Raw genomic sequence first — 17,162 nt, forward strand, 5'->3', positions numbered from 1 at the left:
ATGTCGCCAACTCGCCCTGATAGCCCATTACTTCGCAGGATGCAGTGGCTTTCGGCCATCGGAAAGGGCGTATGCCCCGGCGCATGAAGCGGGCGCATGAAGCGGGCGCATGCGCGGCCCTACATCCCACTCCGCCCCTTGCGCCGCCTGTGTCAGGCTTGTTCGGCGGCAGTCGGGACAGCGGAACGTTGCTGAGGCGGGACGTTCGATCTCGACGGTCCCTGACGTGCTGCACTCCGGTAACTGGACGTCACGCCGGCCTTCGTCGCGTCGGTTTCTCGCCCTCGGCTGCCACGAGAGCGGGCGGGGTCGCTTCGGTGCGGCGGGTCATCAAGGCGGTGAACGCCCACGGCGGCTATCGAGTACTCCGAGCGCACCCCCTTCCGAAGCCGACGCGGACGTGAGCGCTTGCCCCGAGGCTCATGTGTGTTTACGCCGAGGTCTCTTGTACGCCTACCGGAGTTCGGTCGCCTCCTCGCTCTGGACTTTTCCGTATCCGCAGTCCGCGCATCCCGTCATGCGGTGCATGAAGGTCCCGTACTTCTCCTGGCCAGGAAAATGTTCCGGGACCACGAGCCGCCGCGGACGACCGGCACTGCCAGGCGCGCCCTGTTTCCCCCGCTCGGTGTTCGTCATGGCGTGCGATCACGCTGGTTGGGATGCCGGCGCATCTTCACCTCGAACATGGTGGCGCGCCGAAGCGGCCTGTTGAGCATCAGGACAGAAGCAGGACGGGGCCCCGGAGCTGTGCGCCATGGTGTTTGAACGTGCACCGATGACCACAACTGGGTCCACGGAGTTGAGGGGCTGGACTGATCCAATCCCTCAAGCCTCAGCCATGGGTTCAAAATCCCGTTCGGTGTCTTCACTCATCACGCTCGACAAGTGAACCGAGCGCATCTCGTCGCGCCCTCACCGCCCGGTACAGGACCCCACCCCCCACCGTGACCGCCAGGAACAGCACGGTGAACCACTGGAAGTACCAGTGCCCGCCCGCCGGGTCGTACACCGCTGCTCGTGGCCAGGCCAGGTTGACGGTCATGAAGAGGCCGTAGAGGAGGGCGAGGGCGTTGACGGGGATGCCCCAGCGGCCGAGGGAGAAGAGGGGTTTGCCGGTCTCGTCGGTGCCGTCGGCGGTGAAGGTGCCCTTGAGGCGCCGGATCAGGAGCGGGCCGGTCACCATCGCGTACGCCAGGTACAGCATCACGATGCAGGTGGTGCCGATGGCCAGGAAGGCTTCAGGGGAGGCGAAGTTGAGCAGGAGCAGGGCCGCCGCCAGGACGCCGACGACCAGGGCCGGGGCGCTCGGCATGCCCGTGCGCGGGTTGACCTTGGCGAGGCGGGCGGAGTACGGAAGTTGGCCGTCGCGGGCCATCGAGAACAGCATCCGGGAAGCCGCCGTCTGGATCGCGAGGGTCGCCACCGCGATGGCCACCACCACGTCGACCAGCAGGGCGCGGCCCACCCCGTCGCCGAGGCTGCTCGTCAGGACGTAGCTCAGGCCCTCGACGCCGAGTCGGCCGTCGGTGAGGCTCGGCGCGGCGAGCAGGCCGGCGAGGATGATCAGGCCGCCCAGCAGGCCCGCCGAGGCGAGCGCTGTGAGGATCGTGCGGGGCGCGGTGCGCCGGGGATTGTGTGTCTCCTCGCTCATCTCGCCGGCGCTGTCGAACCCGATCATCACGTACGCCGCCGTGAACGAGCCGACCAGCAGCGCACCGGTCAGGCCGGACTCCAGTGCCGTACCCGTGTGGAAGGTGATGCCGGGTGTGCGCTCGGAGTGGGTGAACAGGAGGACGACGATCAGGACGGCGCCGATGATCTCGGCGGTCACGCCGACCCGGTTGATCAGGGACATCACGCGGTTGTCCAGGACGTTCACCAGGGTCGTCAGGGCCAGCAGGAGCACGCCGAGAACCGCCGCGTTGGCCGCGCCGCTCGCCGAGACGGGGGACGGGTCGTCGCCGACCAGCTGGAAGCCGGACCAGATGGCCGGCATGACGACCTGGAGGGCGAGCGCCGCCGCCCCGACCACCACGATCTGCCCGATCACCATGATCCAGCCGGCGAACCAGCCGAAGGTGAGGTTGGAGAGCCGGGACGACCACTGGTAGATCGCGCCGGAGATCGGATAGCGCGCGGCCAGTTCCGCGAAGCACGCGGCGACCAGCAACTGGCCGATCAGCACGGCCGGCCAGGCCCAGAAGAAGACGGGGCCGCCGAACGCGTACCCGAAGGCGAAGAACTGGAAGACGGTCGTCAGCACCGAGATGAAGGAGAACCCGGCGGCGAACGAGGCGTACCGGCCGAGGCTCCGGTGCAGTTCCTGGCGGTAGCCGAACTCGGTCAGGGAGCGGTCGACGGACGGGTCCGGCGGATCGGGGCGTACGTCGGTGGGAGCGGTCGTGGTCACGGCGGGACCTGCCTTCGGCGCGTATTCCTGTCGGGTGACAGAAATTAGGGAGGCGCTGTTTCGCAGGGATGTCGTGGCCGTGACGAGGCGGGACCCAAGTCCTCACGTGCCGACTGAGGCTCGGCAACCGGGGCATTCGACGAGGCTCGGTGGCGTGTTGCCGGCTCGGGCGACGCTCTCGCGCGGTGTCTTCAGGGCGTGGTGAAGGGCTGGTGCGGGGGTGCATGCGGGATCTGCAGTCGATCTGGCGTCGGTGGCCAACTGCTCCAGCGGGAACGTCGACCTGGCGCCGGGGGAGGGGAGTCGAAGGCCGCCTCGTCGCCCCGACCGGAGTGGACCCGCTCGGTCGGGGCGGTACGGCATCGGCCCGGCTCCACGAGACGAGGGGCCGGGCCGATGGGGCCGGGGTGGTCACGGGCCCCGGATACTCGCGGAGGGTCAGGAGGTCGCCGGTTCGGCGGGCTCCTGCTCCGCCTCCACCTGCGCGTTCCAGTCCCGCTTGGACGCCTGCCAGCCGTCCTCGTTGTGGCCGAGGCGCCAGTAGCCGGAGATCGAGAGATCCTCGCGCGGGATCTCGCGCTCCACCCGCAGCAGCCGGCGCAGCTCCTTCACGAAGGCCGCCTCGCCGTGCACGAACGCGTGCACCCGGCCCGCGGGGAACTCCATGGCGCGTACGGCCTCGACGAGGGCCTCGCCGGGGGTCCGCTCACCGCGGTGCAGCCAGCGGACCTCCACGTCGGAGTCGATCTTCTGCTCCTCCTCGGGTCCGGCGATCTCCACGAAGGCGTACGCCCTGGAGCCGTCGGGCAGCGCCTCCAGGGCGCAGGCGATCGCGGGCAGCGCGCTCTCGTCACCGGCGAGCAGATGCCAGTCGGCGTCGGGGTCCGGGGCGTACGCGCCGCCGGGGCCGCCGAAGACGACCGTCTCGCCCGGCTGGACGCGCATCGCCCAGGGGCCGGCCAGGCCCTCGTCGCCGTGCAGGACGAAGTCGAGGGTCAGCTCGCGCAGTTCGGGATCCCAGGCGCGCACCGTGTAGGTGCGGGAGACGGGCCACTGTTCGCGCGGGAACTCCTCGCGGACGCGCTGCATGTCGAAAGGCTGTGGATAGGTGACGCCCTCGGCCGGGAACTGCAGTTTCACGTAGTGGTCGGTGCGGGTGCCGGCCGAGAACTCGGCGAGGCCGTCGCCGCCCAGGACCACGCGCTGCATGTGCGGGGTCAGTCGCTCGGTGCGGACGACCTGCGCGGAGTGGAGCTTCGGAGCCCTGCGTTCCGGGCGCTCTGCCATGACGGCCTCCCTGTTCTCTGCTTAGGCTTACCTAAGTTAGCATCTCCCCCCGGTGAAACCCTGTTACCCGAGGCGACCGGTTTCGCAAAGATGCCTCAAAGTGAGAGCGGCGTTCTTTGAAGCGGCGATGTCGTTCTCTCCGGGCAGAGCCTCGTGCCTGGTGGTGAGGCACGAGTGCATCGTGCCTCAGGAGCGGATGGCGAGCGCCTCAGTGTCCGAGTGTCGTGAGCAATCTCTCCAGCGATCCCCCAAGTCCCCAGCGGGCGGCGAGCGCTTCGAGCGCCGCGGGGTCGCGAGGGGTACGCGGCACCGCTGTGTTGACGTCCGGCAGTGGCACATCGCCGGCCACCAGGACGACCTTGGGCGCGACCTCGACGTACGGCCGTGACTCGTCGAGCCGCTTGCGCTGCGACGGCGTCAGCTTCGCCTTCGGGTCGTCGACCGCGGCCATGATCCCGGCCAGGTCGCCGAACTCGGCCAGCAGCTTCGTGGCCGTCTTCTCGCCGATACCGGGCACGCCCGGCAACCCGTCGCTCGGGTCGCCGCGCAACAGCGCGAGATCCGCGTACCCCCTTCCGGTCACCCCATACCTCTCGCGCAGCCAGGCCTCGTCGGTCAGCTGCAGAGAGCCCACGCCCTTGAGCGGGTACAGGACACGCACCCCGCGCGCGTCGTCGACCAACTGGTACAGGTCCCGGTCGCCGGTGACGATGTCGACGGGGCCCTCGGCGCGGCCTGTGAAGGTGCCGATCACGTCGTCCGCCTCGTACCCCGCGACGCCCACGCGCGCGATGCCGACCGCGTCCAGCACCGCTTCGATGATCGGCACCTGCGGCGACAGGGTGTCCGGCACCTCCTCCGCGTCAGGCCCCGTCTCGCGCTCCTCGGCGACGCGGTGGGCCTTGTACGAGGGGATCAGGTCGACCCGCCACTGCGGACGCCAGTCCGCGTCCATGCACGCGACCAGGAGGTCCGGCCGGTGGTCCTTGACCAGCCGGTCGATGAATTCGAGCAGCCCGCGCACGGCGTTCACCGGCGTGCCGTCCGGAGCCTTCACGGACTCCGGGACGCCGAAATAGGCGCGGAAATAGAGCGAGGCGGTGTCGAGAAGCATCAGTCGTCCGGTCACGCCTCGCATCATGCCGTACGCCACTGACAGTCACCGTTCCTAAAGACTGAGCGGGAGTGGGGCCTGTTGCCAGGTCTCATGCTCGGCCGAACGCCCCGGACGGTGTTGGGCGTTCTGGTGGCCCGCGTTCGCTCCGCGTCCGGGCGGCACGGATCGTGTCCGTGGTCCGGGGATGCGGGGGCGGGTTCCCTCACGCCCTGGGACACCCGATCTGGCCTGGACGGTCCGATGCCCCACAGCATCACTCCGGTGCTGTGGGGGCGGTGTCGTCCGTCGCCGGATCGGGTGTCCCTGGGCGCGCCTTCCGATCGCCACGGCAGCAGCATCGTGGCGAGTGGTTTTGCGGATTGTGGTGGTGAGGGGTTTCTGCCAGTGCTGAGCACCCCACCGGCTGGTGTAGGCCGGGTCCACGGCGATGACCGCGATGCCTGTCTGGTCGGCCATCGAGGCCAGTCGGGCGCGGAGCTTGGCGGTGGGCATGCCGGAGATCAGCTGCCGGAAGTGCTTCCTGCGGCCGTGTTTCTCCCGGGTCTTCTCGGCGGCGAAGTCCAGGTCCTCCACCGCGATCGCCTTGACACCGCACGTTCGGGCCCAGTGCAGGAGGCGGGTGAGGGCGTGGCGGACCTGGGCGTCACGGTGTTCGGCGGTGCCGGTGAGGTCGTAGAAGAAGCGGCGCGGGCTGCCGGTGGGGTTGCCGTGGATGTCAAGGCGCCAGGCGGCGAGGTGGTCGGCGTTCATGTCGACGCCGATCACGCCGTGGGCGAGCGCCGCCTCGATCGGGATGGCTGGCGTGGGTGGGATCTGCCAGGACGCGGTCAAGTACCAGCGGTCCCGGCCAGTATCGAGGTGGATGCGGTAGGCGATCGCCCGGTTGACCGCGACACGGTCTGTCCACTCGCCACCCCGGTGCGCGAACGTGACCCGGCAGGCCAGGACGTACCGCCCACGCGGGGCGTTCGACAGATGCACGAGCGGCGCGGGGAGCTTGATGCTCACCTCACCGTCTGGGCTGACTCGGATCGTCTCGTTGCCGTAGCGCTTGCCGGACTCTCCGTCGGCCTGGCAGAACCAGCGCTCCGCCTCCCAACCGCGGCGCCACGCCGACTCCGTGAGCTGGGCGGCGTCCAGGTGGTGCCGGGTGCGGGCCAGCCGTTTGCCGCCCCGTACGACGTGGACGAGTCCGGCCTCGCGGTCGGCCCTCGCGGCGGTGAGCCGGTCCTGAAGCACCCGCAGCCGCCTCGACTTCGCGTGCCATTCCCGCTGGGACCGGTAACCCCCGGGTGCCTTCTTGCTCCCCTTCTGCCCGACCGGCAGCGCCAGGCGGTGCTCAATGGTGCGGACGCCCGCTTCCAGATTGTGGATGTGCGCCGACTGGCAGCGGCGGGCCAGCGCCCACTGGTCCTGCGTGGCCTTGGTGATACTGCCTGCCCACCGCGACGAGGAGACCGGCGTCAGCTCCCGCTTACGCACCGCCCACGCCCCACCGGAATGCGACAAGCCGTCCCGGCAGCGGGTCTTGAGATCCTTCGAGGCCAGCGACCCCAGATGCGCGCCCACCAGACGTAGCACCTTCTCATCGCCCGGCGTCAGGTGCTTGAGGCGGGTCCGGACTGTCACACCACTCGGACCGGACGCGACGAACGTCGGCGCAATGCTCCTCAACTCACCCACCCTGTCACCCCCGCCCGGCCCCATCCGAAGATCCGTCGTCATGAGAAACGAGCACCACCCGGGAAGGTCACGCATTCGATGCAAGAACGTCAGTTCCCCACCGAGAACCAGCCCCACGGCCGAGGTGCGCGACCCGAACACAGACCACCCACACTCACTCACGCTCACCAGAACACCCTTGAACACACTCCAGTGTGAGCAGCTCCAAACCCCGCGCGTCACTTTCCGGCGTCCCCAGGGACCTGGCTGATGAAATTCTCCATGACGGAGAAACAGCTCACCGGTCTGGAGGCGCGCATCCAGCAGGCGGGCAAGGGCGGGGAGCAGGACGCCGCCCGTAGTTGGCTGAAGGCGAACCCCGGGCTCGCCGAGAAATGGGCACCGGTCGGCGATTCCAAGGGCAAGAGCGGTGCGAAAGGGGTAATGAACAACTGAGGGAGCCGCTCAGGAGGGGTGGGTCGAGCCGGGAGACACGCGCGCGTGCGAGTGTCCACGGTGCGGCCCACCCCTTGCGGCTTTCCCGGACGGACACGTTCCGCGTACGAGAGGGATCCGGCCAACCACGGAGCGCCAGGCCATCCCCTTGGCTCGGCCGCCCCGTCGACGGGTCCCGCTGGTCAGGTCCGCCGCACGCGCGCGTGGACCGACGCCGGGAGGGGCCGGGCGGCTCATCCGCTGGCGCGAACCATGAGGTCGTACCCGACGGGGGGTGACACCGATGTGACGGGCGCGTGAAACGGTTTGACGAACATGCGTAGGGTGCAAGGAACCCATCAGGGAACGTCATCAGAGAACGCGTCGTGCATGGTTCGGGGACGATCTGGCGAACAGCCACCGAACACGCGGCGCGATGCGCTGTGATGGGACGTACGCCACCGGGACGCGACGACGAGCCGAGGAGGGAGCCGGACCCATGGGCGACCACAAAGAACAGCCCCTGCGGGTGGGCGCGGCCGTCAGGCGGCGGCGCCGGGCACTGGAGCTCACCCTCGCCGTAGTGGCCGAACGCAGTGGCCTGTCGGTGCCCTTCCTGAGCCAGGTCGAGAACGAGCGGGCGCGGCCCAGCCGCAGGTCCCTGGAGAAGGTCGCCGACGCTCTGCGCACCACCGCGGTCGAACTCCTCGCGGAAGCCGACCCGGCGTGCAGCGTCGACGTCGTCCGCGCGGACACCCTCGAACCCGCCCCCGACGAGCCCCGGGTGCGCTCCCTCGTCCGCGGCCACCAGCAGCTGCACGCCATGGAGTTCATCGGCGACCACGACGCCGGCCGCGAGTTCCAGCACCGCAACGACGAGTTGATGTACGTCGCCGACGGCGCCGTCGAGATCGAGGCGGAGGGCCGCGCACACCGGCTCGGCCGCGGCGACACGCTGTACCTGACGGGCGGGGTGCGGCACCGCTGGCGGGCGACCGTGCCGGACACCCGGGTGATCGTGGTGGCGGTGGCCGAACACATCGAGGCGGTGCAGGACGGGCGGCGCTGAGATGCCCGGTCGGCCATGAGGGTGATCTCGCTGGTGCCGTCCCTGACGGAGGCGGTGGCGGTCACGGTGCCCGGCGTTCTGGTCGGGGCCACGGACTGGTGCAGCCACCCGGCGGACCTTGGTGCCGACGTCGTACGCGTCGGCGGCACCAAGAACCCCGAGGTCGGGCGGATCGTCGAACTCGCGCCGGACCTGGTCGTCGCCAACGAGGAGGAGAACCGCGAACCGGACCTCGCCGCCCTGCGCGCTGCCGGCATCGAGGTGCTGCTCACCGAAGTGCGGGACGTGCCGCAGGCGTTCCGGGAACTGGCGCGGGTGGTGACGGCGTGCGGCGCGGGATCCCGACCCCGGTGGCTCGACGAGGCGGAGACGGCGTGGTCGGCGCCGGAGCGCTGGAGGGCGGCAGACAGCGGTCGTACGACCGCTGTCGTGCCGATCTGGCGACGCCCCTGGATGGTGCTCGGGCGGGACACCTTCGCGGGTGACGTGCTGGCGCGACTGGGCGTCGACAACGCGTACGCGGGCCACGCCGAGCGCTATCCGCGCGTACCGGTCGAGGAACTGCGGGCCGCAGCGCGGACCGGGATGGTCGTGCTGCCGGACGAGCCGTACCGATTCACGGCCGAGGACGGTCCCGAGGCGTTCGAGGGGCTGCCCTGCGCGCTCGTCAGCGGGCGCCACCTCACCTGGTACGGGCCGTCACTGGCAGCGGCGCCACGGGTGCTGGGCGCGGCCCTGCGAGCAGCTCACCGCTGACCAGGCCCCGCACGGTACGGGCGGCGGCGCCGGCCCAGGCCGCGACGAGCAGCGCGTACAGGACGGCGGCGAGGACGGCGAAGGCGGCGAGCCCGGTGTGCCGGCCGAGACTCGCCGCGCCGGTGACACAGGTGCCCACCGGGAAGGTGAAGGCCCACCACGTCATCGTGAAGCCCATGCCCCGGCGCCGGGCGCGCAGCACCAGCGCACCTGCGAGCGCGAGCCACAGCAGGGCGAAGCCCATGACGGGAACGCCGTAGAGGACGGCGGCGGCAGCGGCGACCGCATGCGGGACGGGTACGACGCCAGGGGCGAGGTCGGCGAAGTGACCGGCGGCGGTGGTGGACTGGCCGAGCGGACCCAGGGCCAGGAACAGGGTCGGGGTGAGGGCGAGCGGGAGCGGGCCGGTCGTGACGAGGCGCGCGAAGACGAGCGGCAGCATCACGAGGGTCCCGAGCAGGCTCAGCCCGAACATGGCCAGGCAGGCGAACAGGAGCGTCTGCTGCCCCTGCCCGGGCGGGAGACGGGGGACGAGAAGCGGACCGAGTGCCGCGGACACCATGGGCGCGACGACGGGGAGCAGCCATACGGGGCTGGGTGTCCCGCGGCGTACGACCAGGAGGTACGGGACGGCGACGGCGGCGACGAGTCCGACGACCGTCCCTACGGTGAACAGGACCGCGTCCAGGGCCAGGGCGGCCGGGAGGCCGATCCAGTCCCGGCCGACGACGAGGGCGCCGCCGCCGACGGCCGTCAGGGCCATGGAGAGGCAGCCGTAGAAGGGTGCCGTCGCCGGGTCGCGGAGGTGGGCGCGGGCCTGGTCGCGGTGGTGGGCCCAGTGCAGCGCGCGGGCGCAGAGAAGCGCGAGGAGGAGGGCGAGGGAGAGGGCCCACACGGCCGTGCAGACGGTACGCAGCCCGGGGATGCCGTCCGCGCCGGGGAGACCGGCGCCCGCGGTGCCCACGATGGCGGTGCCCATGACGGGGGCGTACCAGTTGGGGCCGAGATGGCGGAGGCTGCCGCCGGGGAAGAGGGGGTGCTTGGGCTGGGCCTGGTGCTGGGGGAGCGGGCGGGTGGGGGCGGGGGCTGCGGTGGCCATGTCCTTACGGTCGCGCGGGGGTACGTGCGGTCACCAGGGGGTTTCGGTGAATGAGGGCATAAGCTGGATCTATGGGTGATGTGGAGGGCAGGGCCGTACAGGCGTCGGGGGTCGCGCGGCGGGTCCCGGACCTCGGGGCGATGGAACTGCTGCTTGCCGTGGCGCGGCTGGGGAGTCTCGGGCGGGCGGCGCAGGAACTGGGCATCACCCAGCCGGCCGCCAGCAGCCGCATCCGGTCGATGGAACGCCAGCTGGGCGTGGCGCTCGTGGACCGCTCGCCGCGCGGATCCCGGCTCACGGACGCCGGTGTGCTCGTCACCGACTGGGCCCGGCGGGTCGTCGAGGCGGCGGAGGCGTTCGACGCCGGGGCACAGGCCCTGCGCACGCGACGCGACTCCCGGCTGCGGGTGGCGGCCAGTATGACGATCGCCGAGTACCTGCTGCCGGGCTGGCTGCTGGCGCTGCGTGTGCTGCGGCCCGAGACGGCGGTGTCGCTGCTCGCGGGGAACTCGGCGGCGGTCGCCGAACGGGTTCTGTCGGACGAGGCCGACATCGGTTTCGTGGAGGGGACGGGCGTACCGAGCGGGCTGGACTCGGTGGTCGTCGCGAAGGACCGGCTGATCGTGGTGACGGCGCCGGGGCACCCATGGGCGCGGCGGAGGAAGCCGGTGGGGGCGGAGGAGCTGGCGGTGACGCCGCTGATCCTCCGGGAGGAGGGGTCGGGGACGCGGCAGGTGCTGAACACGGCGTTGGGCGGGTTGGCGCGTCCGCTGATCGAGCTGTCGTCGACGACCGCGGTGAAGGCGTCGGCGGTGGGTGGGGCGGGGCCCGCTGTGCTGAGTGAACTGGCGGTGGGGGAGGAGCTGGCGACGCGGCGGTTGGTGTGCGTGCCGTTGGCGGGAGTGCGGTTGGATCGTGAGCTGCGGGCGGTGTGGCCCACGGGGCATCGGCCGGTGGGGCCGGCGCGGGAGTTGTTGGGCCTGACGCGGGGGTGAGCGCTGGGCGGGCGGCGAGTTTTTCGCCCCCGCCGCCCTTACCCGTCCCATCCCTGGGGGCTGTGCCCCCAGACCCCCCTGTCGCGCTGAACGCGCTCGTCCTCAAACGCCGGACAGGCTGAAAGCCACCAGCGCCTCCATCACCCTCAGGTCCTCCCCCATCTCCGGGTGCCACTGCACCCCCAGGACCCACTCGGAACCCTCCGCCTCCACCGCCTCCACCGTTCCGTCGGCCGCGTACGCCGAGGGGACCAGACCCCTCCCCAGGCGGTCCACCGACTGGTGGTGGAACGTCGGTACCGATGTCTCCTCCGGTACCGCCTCCGCGTATCGCGTGCCCGGTACCGGCTTCACGGTGTGGTGGCCGAAGACGCCCGGTGTCTCGGCGTGGCCGTCGATGTGCTGGACCAGGGTGCCGCCCAGGGCGACGTTCAGCAGCTGCATGCCCCGGCAGATGCCCAGCAACGGAGTGCCGGTCGCCAACGCCGCCTGGATCAGGGCCAGTTCCCAGGCGTCCCGTGCCTCGGCGGGCGGGCCCGTACGTGGGTCGCGCTCCTCGCCGTACCGGGCGGGATCGACATCGGGGCCGCCCGCGATCACGACACCGTCGAGCCGGGCGACCGTCGCTGCGGCGTGTGCCGGGTCGTCCGGCGGGAGCATCGCGGCGATGCCCCCGGCCCGCTGCACGAGCCGCGGATACCCGGCCGGCAGGAGGGCCGCGGGCAGCTCCCACGCACCCCAGCGCGTCCTGGACTCCAGGTAGGTGCTGACGCCGATGAGCGGTCGTCGTCCGGTCGTCGTCACGAGGGTCTCCCTGGCATCCAGCGGGCAATCGGTGCGGCTTTCAATGGCGTACGGCCATACCTTTGCCGACCCTCGTCCCGGCTGGCAACCCATGTCCCACCCGCGTCACGCCAGGAACCCCCGCAACAGCGCCGCCGTCCCCGAACAGTGCTCCCGCATCATCTCCCGCGCCCCGTCCGCGTCCCCGTCGAGCACCGCGTCGACCAGCGCCGCGTGCTGCCGCTGCGAGTGCTCCAGGTTGCGTACCAGCAGCGGGATGCAGTCCAGCAGGTCGTTCACCGTCGCCCGTACCGCCGCGTACTGCGAGGTCAGCGTCGGGGAGCCGCACAGCTCGGACAGGGTGAGGTGGAGCAGCGTGTCCAGTCGGCGATAGTCCGGGAGCGGCGCGTCCTGCGTGCGGGACAAGGCATCCTTCAGCCGGTCCGCCTGCTCGGGCGACAGTCCGTGCTGCGCGCACAGGCCCGCCGCGCCCACCTCCAGCACCTCCCGGAAGCGCAGGACGTCCTCGATGTCGACCGCGCTGATCCGCCGCCGCAGCTCCACCTCACCGCCCGCGCCGTCCCGGGGCAGTACGAACGTGCCGCCGTACCGGCCGCGCCGCGACTCCACGAGCCCCTGGTCCTGGAGCACCTTCAGCACCTCGCGCAGCGTCACCCGGCTGATCCCGAGCCGCTCCGCGAGTTCGCGCTCGGCCGGCAGCCGCTCGCCGCCCGGTACCAGGCCCAGCCGCACGACCTGCAGGATCTGTTCCAGCGCCTCCTCGAAACCGTTGCCCGCCCGCACGGGCCGCAGCACCGGCGCAAACCGGTCCTCCAAGCCGCCCTCCGCGTCCAGCGACATCTCGTCGTGCCCCCTTCCCAAGCAATGGTTCTCCGCAATACCTTATGGCTTCCGGCCCGGCCGGAAAAAACGCGCAGAAGCCGAAGGAGCTTTCCCGTGGCAGACCGCACACCCCCGCTGAGCGTCGAGGAGCTGCACGCCCTCGTCGCGAGCGGAGAGATCGACACTGTTGTCCTGGCCTTCCCCGACATGCAAGGGCGGCTCCAGGGCAAGCGGTTCGCCGCCCGCTTCTTCCTCGACGACGTCCTGGAGCACGGCACCGAAGGCTGCAACTACCTCCTGGCCGTCGACACCGAGATGAACACGGTCGACGGCTATGAGATGTCCAGCTGGGAGCGGGGGTACGGCGACTTCGCCATGCATCCCGACCTGTCCACGCTCCGCCGCCTGCCCTGGAACGCCGGTACGGCGTTCCTCGTCGCCGACCTCGCCTGGAACGACGGCTCCCCGGTCGTGGCCGCGCCCCGCCAGGTCCTCCGCCGCCAGCTGGACCGGCTCGCCGAGCACGGGTTCACCGCGAAGGTCGGCACCGAGCTCGAGTTCATCGTGTTCAAGGACACTTACGAGCAGGCCTGGGACGCCAACTACCGCGGGCTGACCCCGGCCAACCAGTACAACATCGACTACTCGGTACTCGGCACCGGCCGCATCGAGCCCCTGCTGCGCCGTATCCGGAACGAGATGACGGCCGCCGGACTGATCGTCGAGTCCGCCAAGGGCGAGTGCAACCCGGGCCAGCACGAGATCGCCTTCAAGTACGACGACGCGGTCGTCACCTGCGACCAGCACGCCGTCTACAAGACCGGCGCCAAGGAGATCGCCAGCCAGGAGGGCGTCTCGCTCACCTTCATGGCCAAGTACAACGAGCGCGAGGGCAACTCCTGTCACATCCACCTCTCGCTCGCCGACGCCGACGGCACGAACGTCATGGCCGGTACGGCGGCCGACCCCGGCGGCATGTCCGAGGTGATGCGGTACTTCCTCGCCGGGCAGCTCGCCGCCCTCCGGGACTTCTCGCTCCTGTACGCGCCCAACATCAACTCGTACAAGAGGTTCCAGCCGGGCTCGTTCGCGCCGACCGCCGTCGCCTGGGGCTACGACAACCGCACCTGCGCGCTGCGGATCGTCGGCCACGGCAGGTCCATGCGGTTCGAGAACCGGCTGCCCGGCGGTGACGTCAACCCGTACCTCGCCGTCGCCGGGCTGGTCGCCGCCGGGCTGTACGGCATCGAGCAGAAGCTGGAGTTGCCCGAGGCATGCGCGGGCAACGCGTACGCCGGCGACTACGCGCACGTCCCGACGACCCTGCGCGAGGCCGCCGAGCTGTGGGAGAACAGTCCCATCGCCCAGGCCGCCTTCGGCGACGAGGTGGTCGCCCACTACCGCAACATGGCCCGCGTCGAACTCGACGCCTTCGACGCCGCGGTGACCGACTGGGAGCTTCGCCGCTCCTTCGAACGCTTGTGAGAGGTCCTTTCTTGTCGTACGAGCATGAGCGCGAACTTACGTACGAGCGTGAGCTTCGCGTCCTCAACCCCGCCACCGAGGACGTCGTCGCCACCGTCCCCGCCGCCACCCGGGAGGACATCGACGCGGCCGTCGCACGGGCCACGCGGGCGCAGACGCGCTGGGCTGCCCTCGCGCCCGCCGACCGGGCCCGTCTGCTGCGCCGCTTCGCGGCCACCGTCGACGAACACCTCGAAGAACTGGCCCAGTTGGAGGTGCGGGAGGCCGGGCACGTCATCGGCAACGCGCGCTGGGAGGCGGGCAACGTCCGAGACCTGCTCGACTACGCGGCGGGCGGTGTCGAACGGCTGACCGGACGGCAGATCCCGGTCGCCGGCGGCCTCGACATCACCCTCCTCGAACCGCTCGGCGTCGTCGGCGTCATCGCGCCCTGGAACTTCCCCATGCCGATCGCCGCATGGGGTACGGCTCCCGCGCTCGCCGCCGGCAACGCGGTGATCCTCAAGCCCGCCGAGACGACCCCCCTGACCGCGCTGCGCCTGGCCGAACTCGCCCTGGAAGCAGGCCTGCCGGAGGGTCTCTTCCAGGTGCTGCCGGGCCACGGTCCCGTCGCGGGCAACGCGCTCGTCGAGCACTCGGGCGTCGCGAAGATCGTCTTCACCGGGTCGACGGGCGTGGGCAAGCAGGTCCTGGCGAAGGGGTCGGCGCTCCTCAAGCGCGTCACCCTCGAACTCGGCGGCAAGAGCCCCAACATCGTCTTCGCCGACGCGGACATCGAGGCCGCCGCGGCCGCCGCCCCCATGTCGTTCCTCGACAACTCCGGCCAGGACTGCTGCGCCCGCACCCGCATCCTCGTCCAACGCTCCGTGTACGACCGCTTCCTCGGCCTGCTCGCCCCCGCTGTCGAATCCGTCCTCGTCGGCGACCCGGCGGACGAGAAGACCCAGATGGGCCCGCTGATCTCCAGGGCCCAGCTGGACCGCGTACGCGCGTACGTCACCGACGACCTGGCCGGCATCCGGGGCGAGGCACCCGCGGGCCCCGGCTTCTGGTTCCCGCCGACCGTCCTCACCGACGTCGACCCGCACGCGCGCGTGGCAGTCGAGGAGGTCTTCGGCCCGGTCGCCGTCGTCCTCCCCTTCGACGACGAGGCGGACGCCGTGGCGCTCGCCAACGGCACCGACTACGGCCTCTCCGGCTCCATCTGGACCCGGGACGTCGGCCGCGCCCTGCGTGTGTCGCAGGCCGTCCGGGCAGGCAACCTGTCCGTCAACTCGCACTCCAGCGTGCGCTACTCGACCCCCTTCGGCGGCTTCAAGCAGTCCGGGATCGGCCGCGAGCTCGGCCCGGACGCCCTCGCCGCATTCACCGAGACGAAGAACGTCTTCATCAGCACGGAAGGCCCCGCACAGTGACCGAATCGACCGAAGCCCCCATCTGCCGACGCCTCGTCGGCCGTACCGCCGTCATCACCGGTGCCGGCAGCGGCATCGGCCTCGCCACCGCGCGCAGGTTCGCCTCCGAGGGCGCCCACGTCGTCTGCGGCGACATCGACGAGCCGAGCGGCAAGGCCGCCGCCGACGAGGTGGGCGGGATCTTCGTCAAGGTCGACGTCACCGACCCCGAGCAGGTCGAGGCGCTTTTCAGGACGGCGTACGACACCTACGGCAGCGTCGACATCGCGTTCAACAACGCCGGTATCTCGCCGCCCGACGACGACTCCATCCTGGACACCGGCCTGGAGGCCTGGAAGCGCGTCCAGGAGGTCAACCTGACGTCTGTCTTCCTGTGCTGCAAGGCCGCGATCCCCTACATGCGGCGCCAGGGCAAGGGCTCGATCATCAACACGGCCTCGTTCGTGGCGAGGATGGGCGCGGCCACCTCCCAGATCTCGTACACCGCGTCCAAGGGCGGTGTCCTCGCCATGACCCGTGAACTGGGCGTGCAGTTCGCCCGTGAGGGCATCCGCGTCAACGCGCTCTGCCCGGGGCCGGTCAACACCCCGCTCCTCCAGGAACTGTTCGCGAAGGACCCTGAGCGCGCCGCCCGTCGGCTCGTCCACATCCCGGTCGGACGGTTCGCCGAGGCCGACGAGATCGCCGCCGCCGTCGCCTTCCTGGCCAGCGACGACTCCTCGTTCGTCAACGCCACCGACTTCCTGGTCGACGGCGGCATCGCGGGGGCGTACGTCACGCCCGTGTAGGCAACAGCCTTACCGCGCCCGGGTGTTGGAGGACATCGCCACAGGTGGACCGATCACCGGCACACGCCGAGGAGCCCTCGCCCGCCGTCGCACCCCGGCGGGGGCGAGGGCCGCGCCGGGGGCACCGCCCTGTCGCCCCGGGACACTCCGTTCGCCGGCCGAGCGGTGGCCCGGTAGTGACCGGCCCGGTCAGCGGCGCGGGCGCCATGAACGAGTTCTGACCAGTTCTGACGAGGTCTGTCGGACACGATTACCGCAGGGCAGGGGACGATCCGGGCAGAAGCCCCGGTGCCGCGGACTGGTTCCCGTTCGGTGGGTGTCAACCCGTAGAGTGACGCTTCACGCAGGGAGGAGCCACCGCGCGCGGAGGTACGCGCACGGATGGCCGCCCGCCCGCGCGGGTATGCCTGCCCGGGACGGCCGCGTCCCGCGCCGCACGGACTCCGCGGCCCTGCGCCGGTACGAGGAAACGGGGGGTGCATGAGCACGGAAGCGCGGCGCACCTCCGTTCCCCCGCGCCCGGCCACCCCTCCACCACCGACCGGGCCGCCGGTCACGGACGGTACGGGCGGCACGGCCGAGAACGCGCCGGACACCGGCAGGAACGGCGCCGGGAGCGACGGCCGGGAGCCTGGCGCGACCAGCGACGCGGCGAGCGTGTCAGGGCGTACGCCCGGTGCACCTGGTACGGCCGCCGGCCCCGGGCCTTCCGGCGCACCGGCGGCGCACGCGGCGACGCCGACGCCGAACACCGCGACAGACGCTGCCCCACCCCGGTTCCCGCACCTGCGTGCTCCCTCCCGGGAGGCCGGCGACCCCATAGCCCCGCCCCCGCCGCCCTCCTCGGCCAGGCTCCCCGACGAGCCCCCGGTCGGCCGAACCTCGGTGCCGCCGCGCCCCCGGCCCGACCTGCCGCCGCGCCCGGCCCACCAGCCGCCCGTGGCGCCCTGGCGCCCGAGCGCCGTCGCCGACGCCGAGTTGGAGATCACCAGGCGCCTGCGCAAGGCGCCTCCACAGC

The 17,162-nt window shown here is 71.3% G+C and carries 12 protein-coding genes and 3 pseudogenes; 8 read left to right on the plus strand and 7 right to left on the minus strand.

The window, feature by feature from the left end; translation table 11 throughout:
* Positions 1–865 precede the first annotated feature (865 nt).
* The 4 genes and pseudogenes from G3I71_RS33515 to G3I71_RS33530 form a co-directional block, all read right to left on the minus strand.
* Positions 866–2,410, minus strand: coding sequence for an amino acid permease (locus G3I71_RS33515; protein WP_164320592.1), 1,545 nt, complete (start codon positions 2,408–2,410; stop codon positions 866–868).
* Positions 2,411–2,848: 438 nt separating this feature from the next.
* Positions 2,849–3,697: a siderophore-interacting protein gene (locus tag G3I71_RS33520; RefSeq protein WP_164320593.1), complete on the minus strand. Its 849-nt coding sequence runs from the start codon at positions 3,695–3,697 to the stop codon at positions 2,849–2,851.
* 208 nt (positions 3,698–3,905) lie between these two features.
* Positions 3,906–4,835 (minus strand): 5'-3' exonuclease, encoded by a 930-nt coding sequence (locus tag G3I71_RS33525; RefSeq protein ID WP_239149497.1) that lies wholly within the window; start codon positions 4,833–4,835, stop codon positions 3,906–3,908.
* 30 nt (positions 4,836–4,865) lie between these two features.
* A pseudogene (locus G3I71_RS33530) lies at positions 4,866–6,497 on the minus strand (IS200/IS605 family accessory protein TnpB-related protein).
* Positions 6,498–6,734: 237 nt separating this feature from the next.
* Here G3I71_RS33530 and G3I71_RS33535 point away from each other — a divergent pair.
* The 3 genes and pseudogenes from G3I71_RS33535 to G3I71_RS33545 form a co-directional block, all read left to right on the plus strand.
* A pseudogene (locus G3I71_RS33535) lies at positions 6,735–6,932 on the plus strand (glycine/betaine ABC transporter permease); the annotation flags it as partial.
* Positions 6,933–7,410: 478 nt separating this feature from the next.
* Complete coding sequence (locus G3I71_RS33540) at positions 7,411–7,980, plus strand: helix-turn-helix domain-containing protein (RefSeq protein ID WP_164320595.1); 570 nt, start codon at positions 7,411–7,413, stop codon at positions 7,978–7,980.
* 15 nt (positions 7,981–7,995) lie between these two features.
* Positions 7,996–8,736 (plus strand): helical backbone metal receptor, encoded by a 741-nt coding sequence (locus tag G3I71_RS33545; RefSeq protein WP_164320596.1) that lies wholly within the window; start codon positions 7,996–7,998, stop codon positions 8,734–8,736.
* Here the strand turns inward: G3I71_RS33545 and G3I71_RS33550 are convergent.
* On the minus strand, positions 8,663–9,835 hold the full coding sequence (locus tag G3I71_RS33550) for a TDT family transporter (protein WP_164320597.1): 1,173 nt from the start codon (positions 9,833–9,835) through the stop codon (positions 8,663–8,665). The genes G3I71_RS33545 and G3I71_RS33550 overlap by 74 nt on opposite strands.
* 71 nt (positions 9,836–9,906) lie before the next feature.
* On the opposite strand from G3I71_RS33550, the gene G3I71_RS33555 reads away from it, so the two are divergent.
* Positions 9,907–10,830: a LysR family transcriptional regulator gene (locus G3I71_RS33555; protein WP_164320598.1), complete on the plus strand. Its 924-nt coding sequence runs from the start codon at positions 9,907–9,909 to the stop codon at positions 10,828–10,830.
* Positions 10,831–10,932: 102 nt separating this feature from the next.
* Here G3I71_RS33555 and G3I71_RS33560 read toward each other — a convergent pair whose 3' ends face one another.
* Positions 10,933–11,634 (minus strand): gamma-glutamyl-gamma-aminobutyrate hydrolase family protein, encoded by a 702-nt coding sequence (locus G3I71_RS33560; protein WP_164320600.1) that lies wholly within the window; start codon positions 11,632–11,634, stop codon positions 10,933–10,935.
* 105 nt (positions 11,635–11,739) lie between these two features.
* Positions 11,740–12,474 (minus strand): FadR/GntR family transcriptional regulator, encoded by a 735-nt coding sequence (locus G3I71_RS33565; protein ID WP_164320602.1) that lies wholly within the window; start codon positions 12,472–12,474, stop codon positions 11,740–11,742.
* Between the two features lie 96 nt (positions 12,475–12,570).
* On the opposite strand from G3I71_RS33565, the gene G3I71_RS33570 reads away from it, so the two are divergent.
* The 4 genes and pseudogenes from G3I71_RS33570 to G3I71_RS52390 form a co-directional block, all read left to right on the plus strand.
* Positions 12,571–13,941 carry a glutamine synthetase family protein gene (locus G3I71_RS33570; protein WP_164320604.1) on the plus strand — a complete coding sequence of 457 codons (1,371 nt, stop codon included), beginning with the start codon at positions 12,571–12,573 and terminating at the stop codon, positions 13,939–13,941.
* 11 nt (positions 13,942–13,952) lie between these two features.
* The gene (locus G3I71_RS33575) at positions 13,953–15,356 is read left to right on the plus strand and encodes an aldehyde dehydrogenase (RefSeq protein WP_164320606.1); all 1,404 of its coding nucleotides are present in this window, start codon (positions 13,953–13,955) and stop codon (positions 15,354–15,356) included.
* On the plus strand, positions 15,353–16,144 hold the full coding sequence (locus G3I71_RS33580) for a 3-oxoacyl-ACP reductase (protein ID WP_164320608.1): 792 nt from the start codon (positions 15,353–15,355) through the stop codon (positions 16,142–16,144). Before G3I71_RS33575 ends, G3I71_RS33580 begins: the two co-directional genes overlap by 4 nt.
* A 480-nt stretch (positions 16,145–16,624) precedes the next feature.
* Positions 16,625–17,162, plus strand: a pseudogene (locus G3I71_RS52390) (hypothetical protein); the annotation flags it as partial.

Origin of the sequence: Streptomyces sp. SID12501 (assembly GCF_010550245.1) — a bacterium.
Classification (GTDB): Bacteria; Actinomycetota; Actinomycetes; order Streptomycetales; family Streptomycetaceae; genus Streptomyces.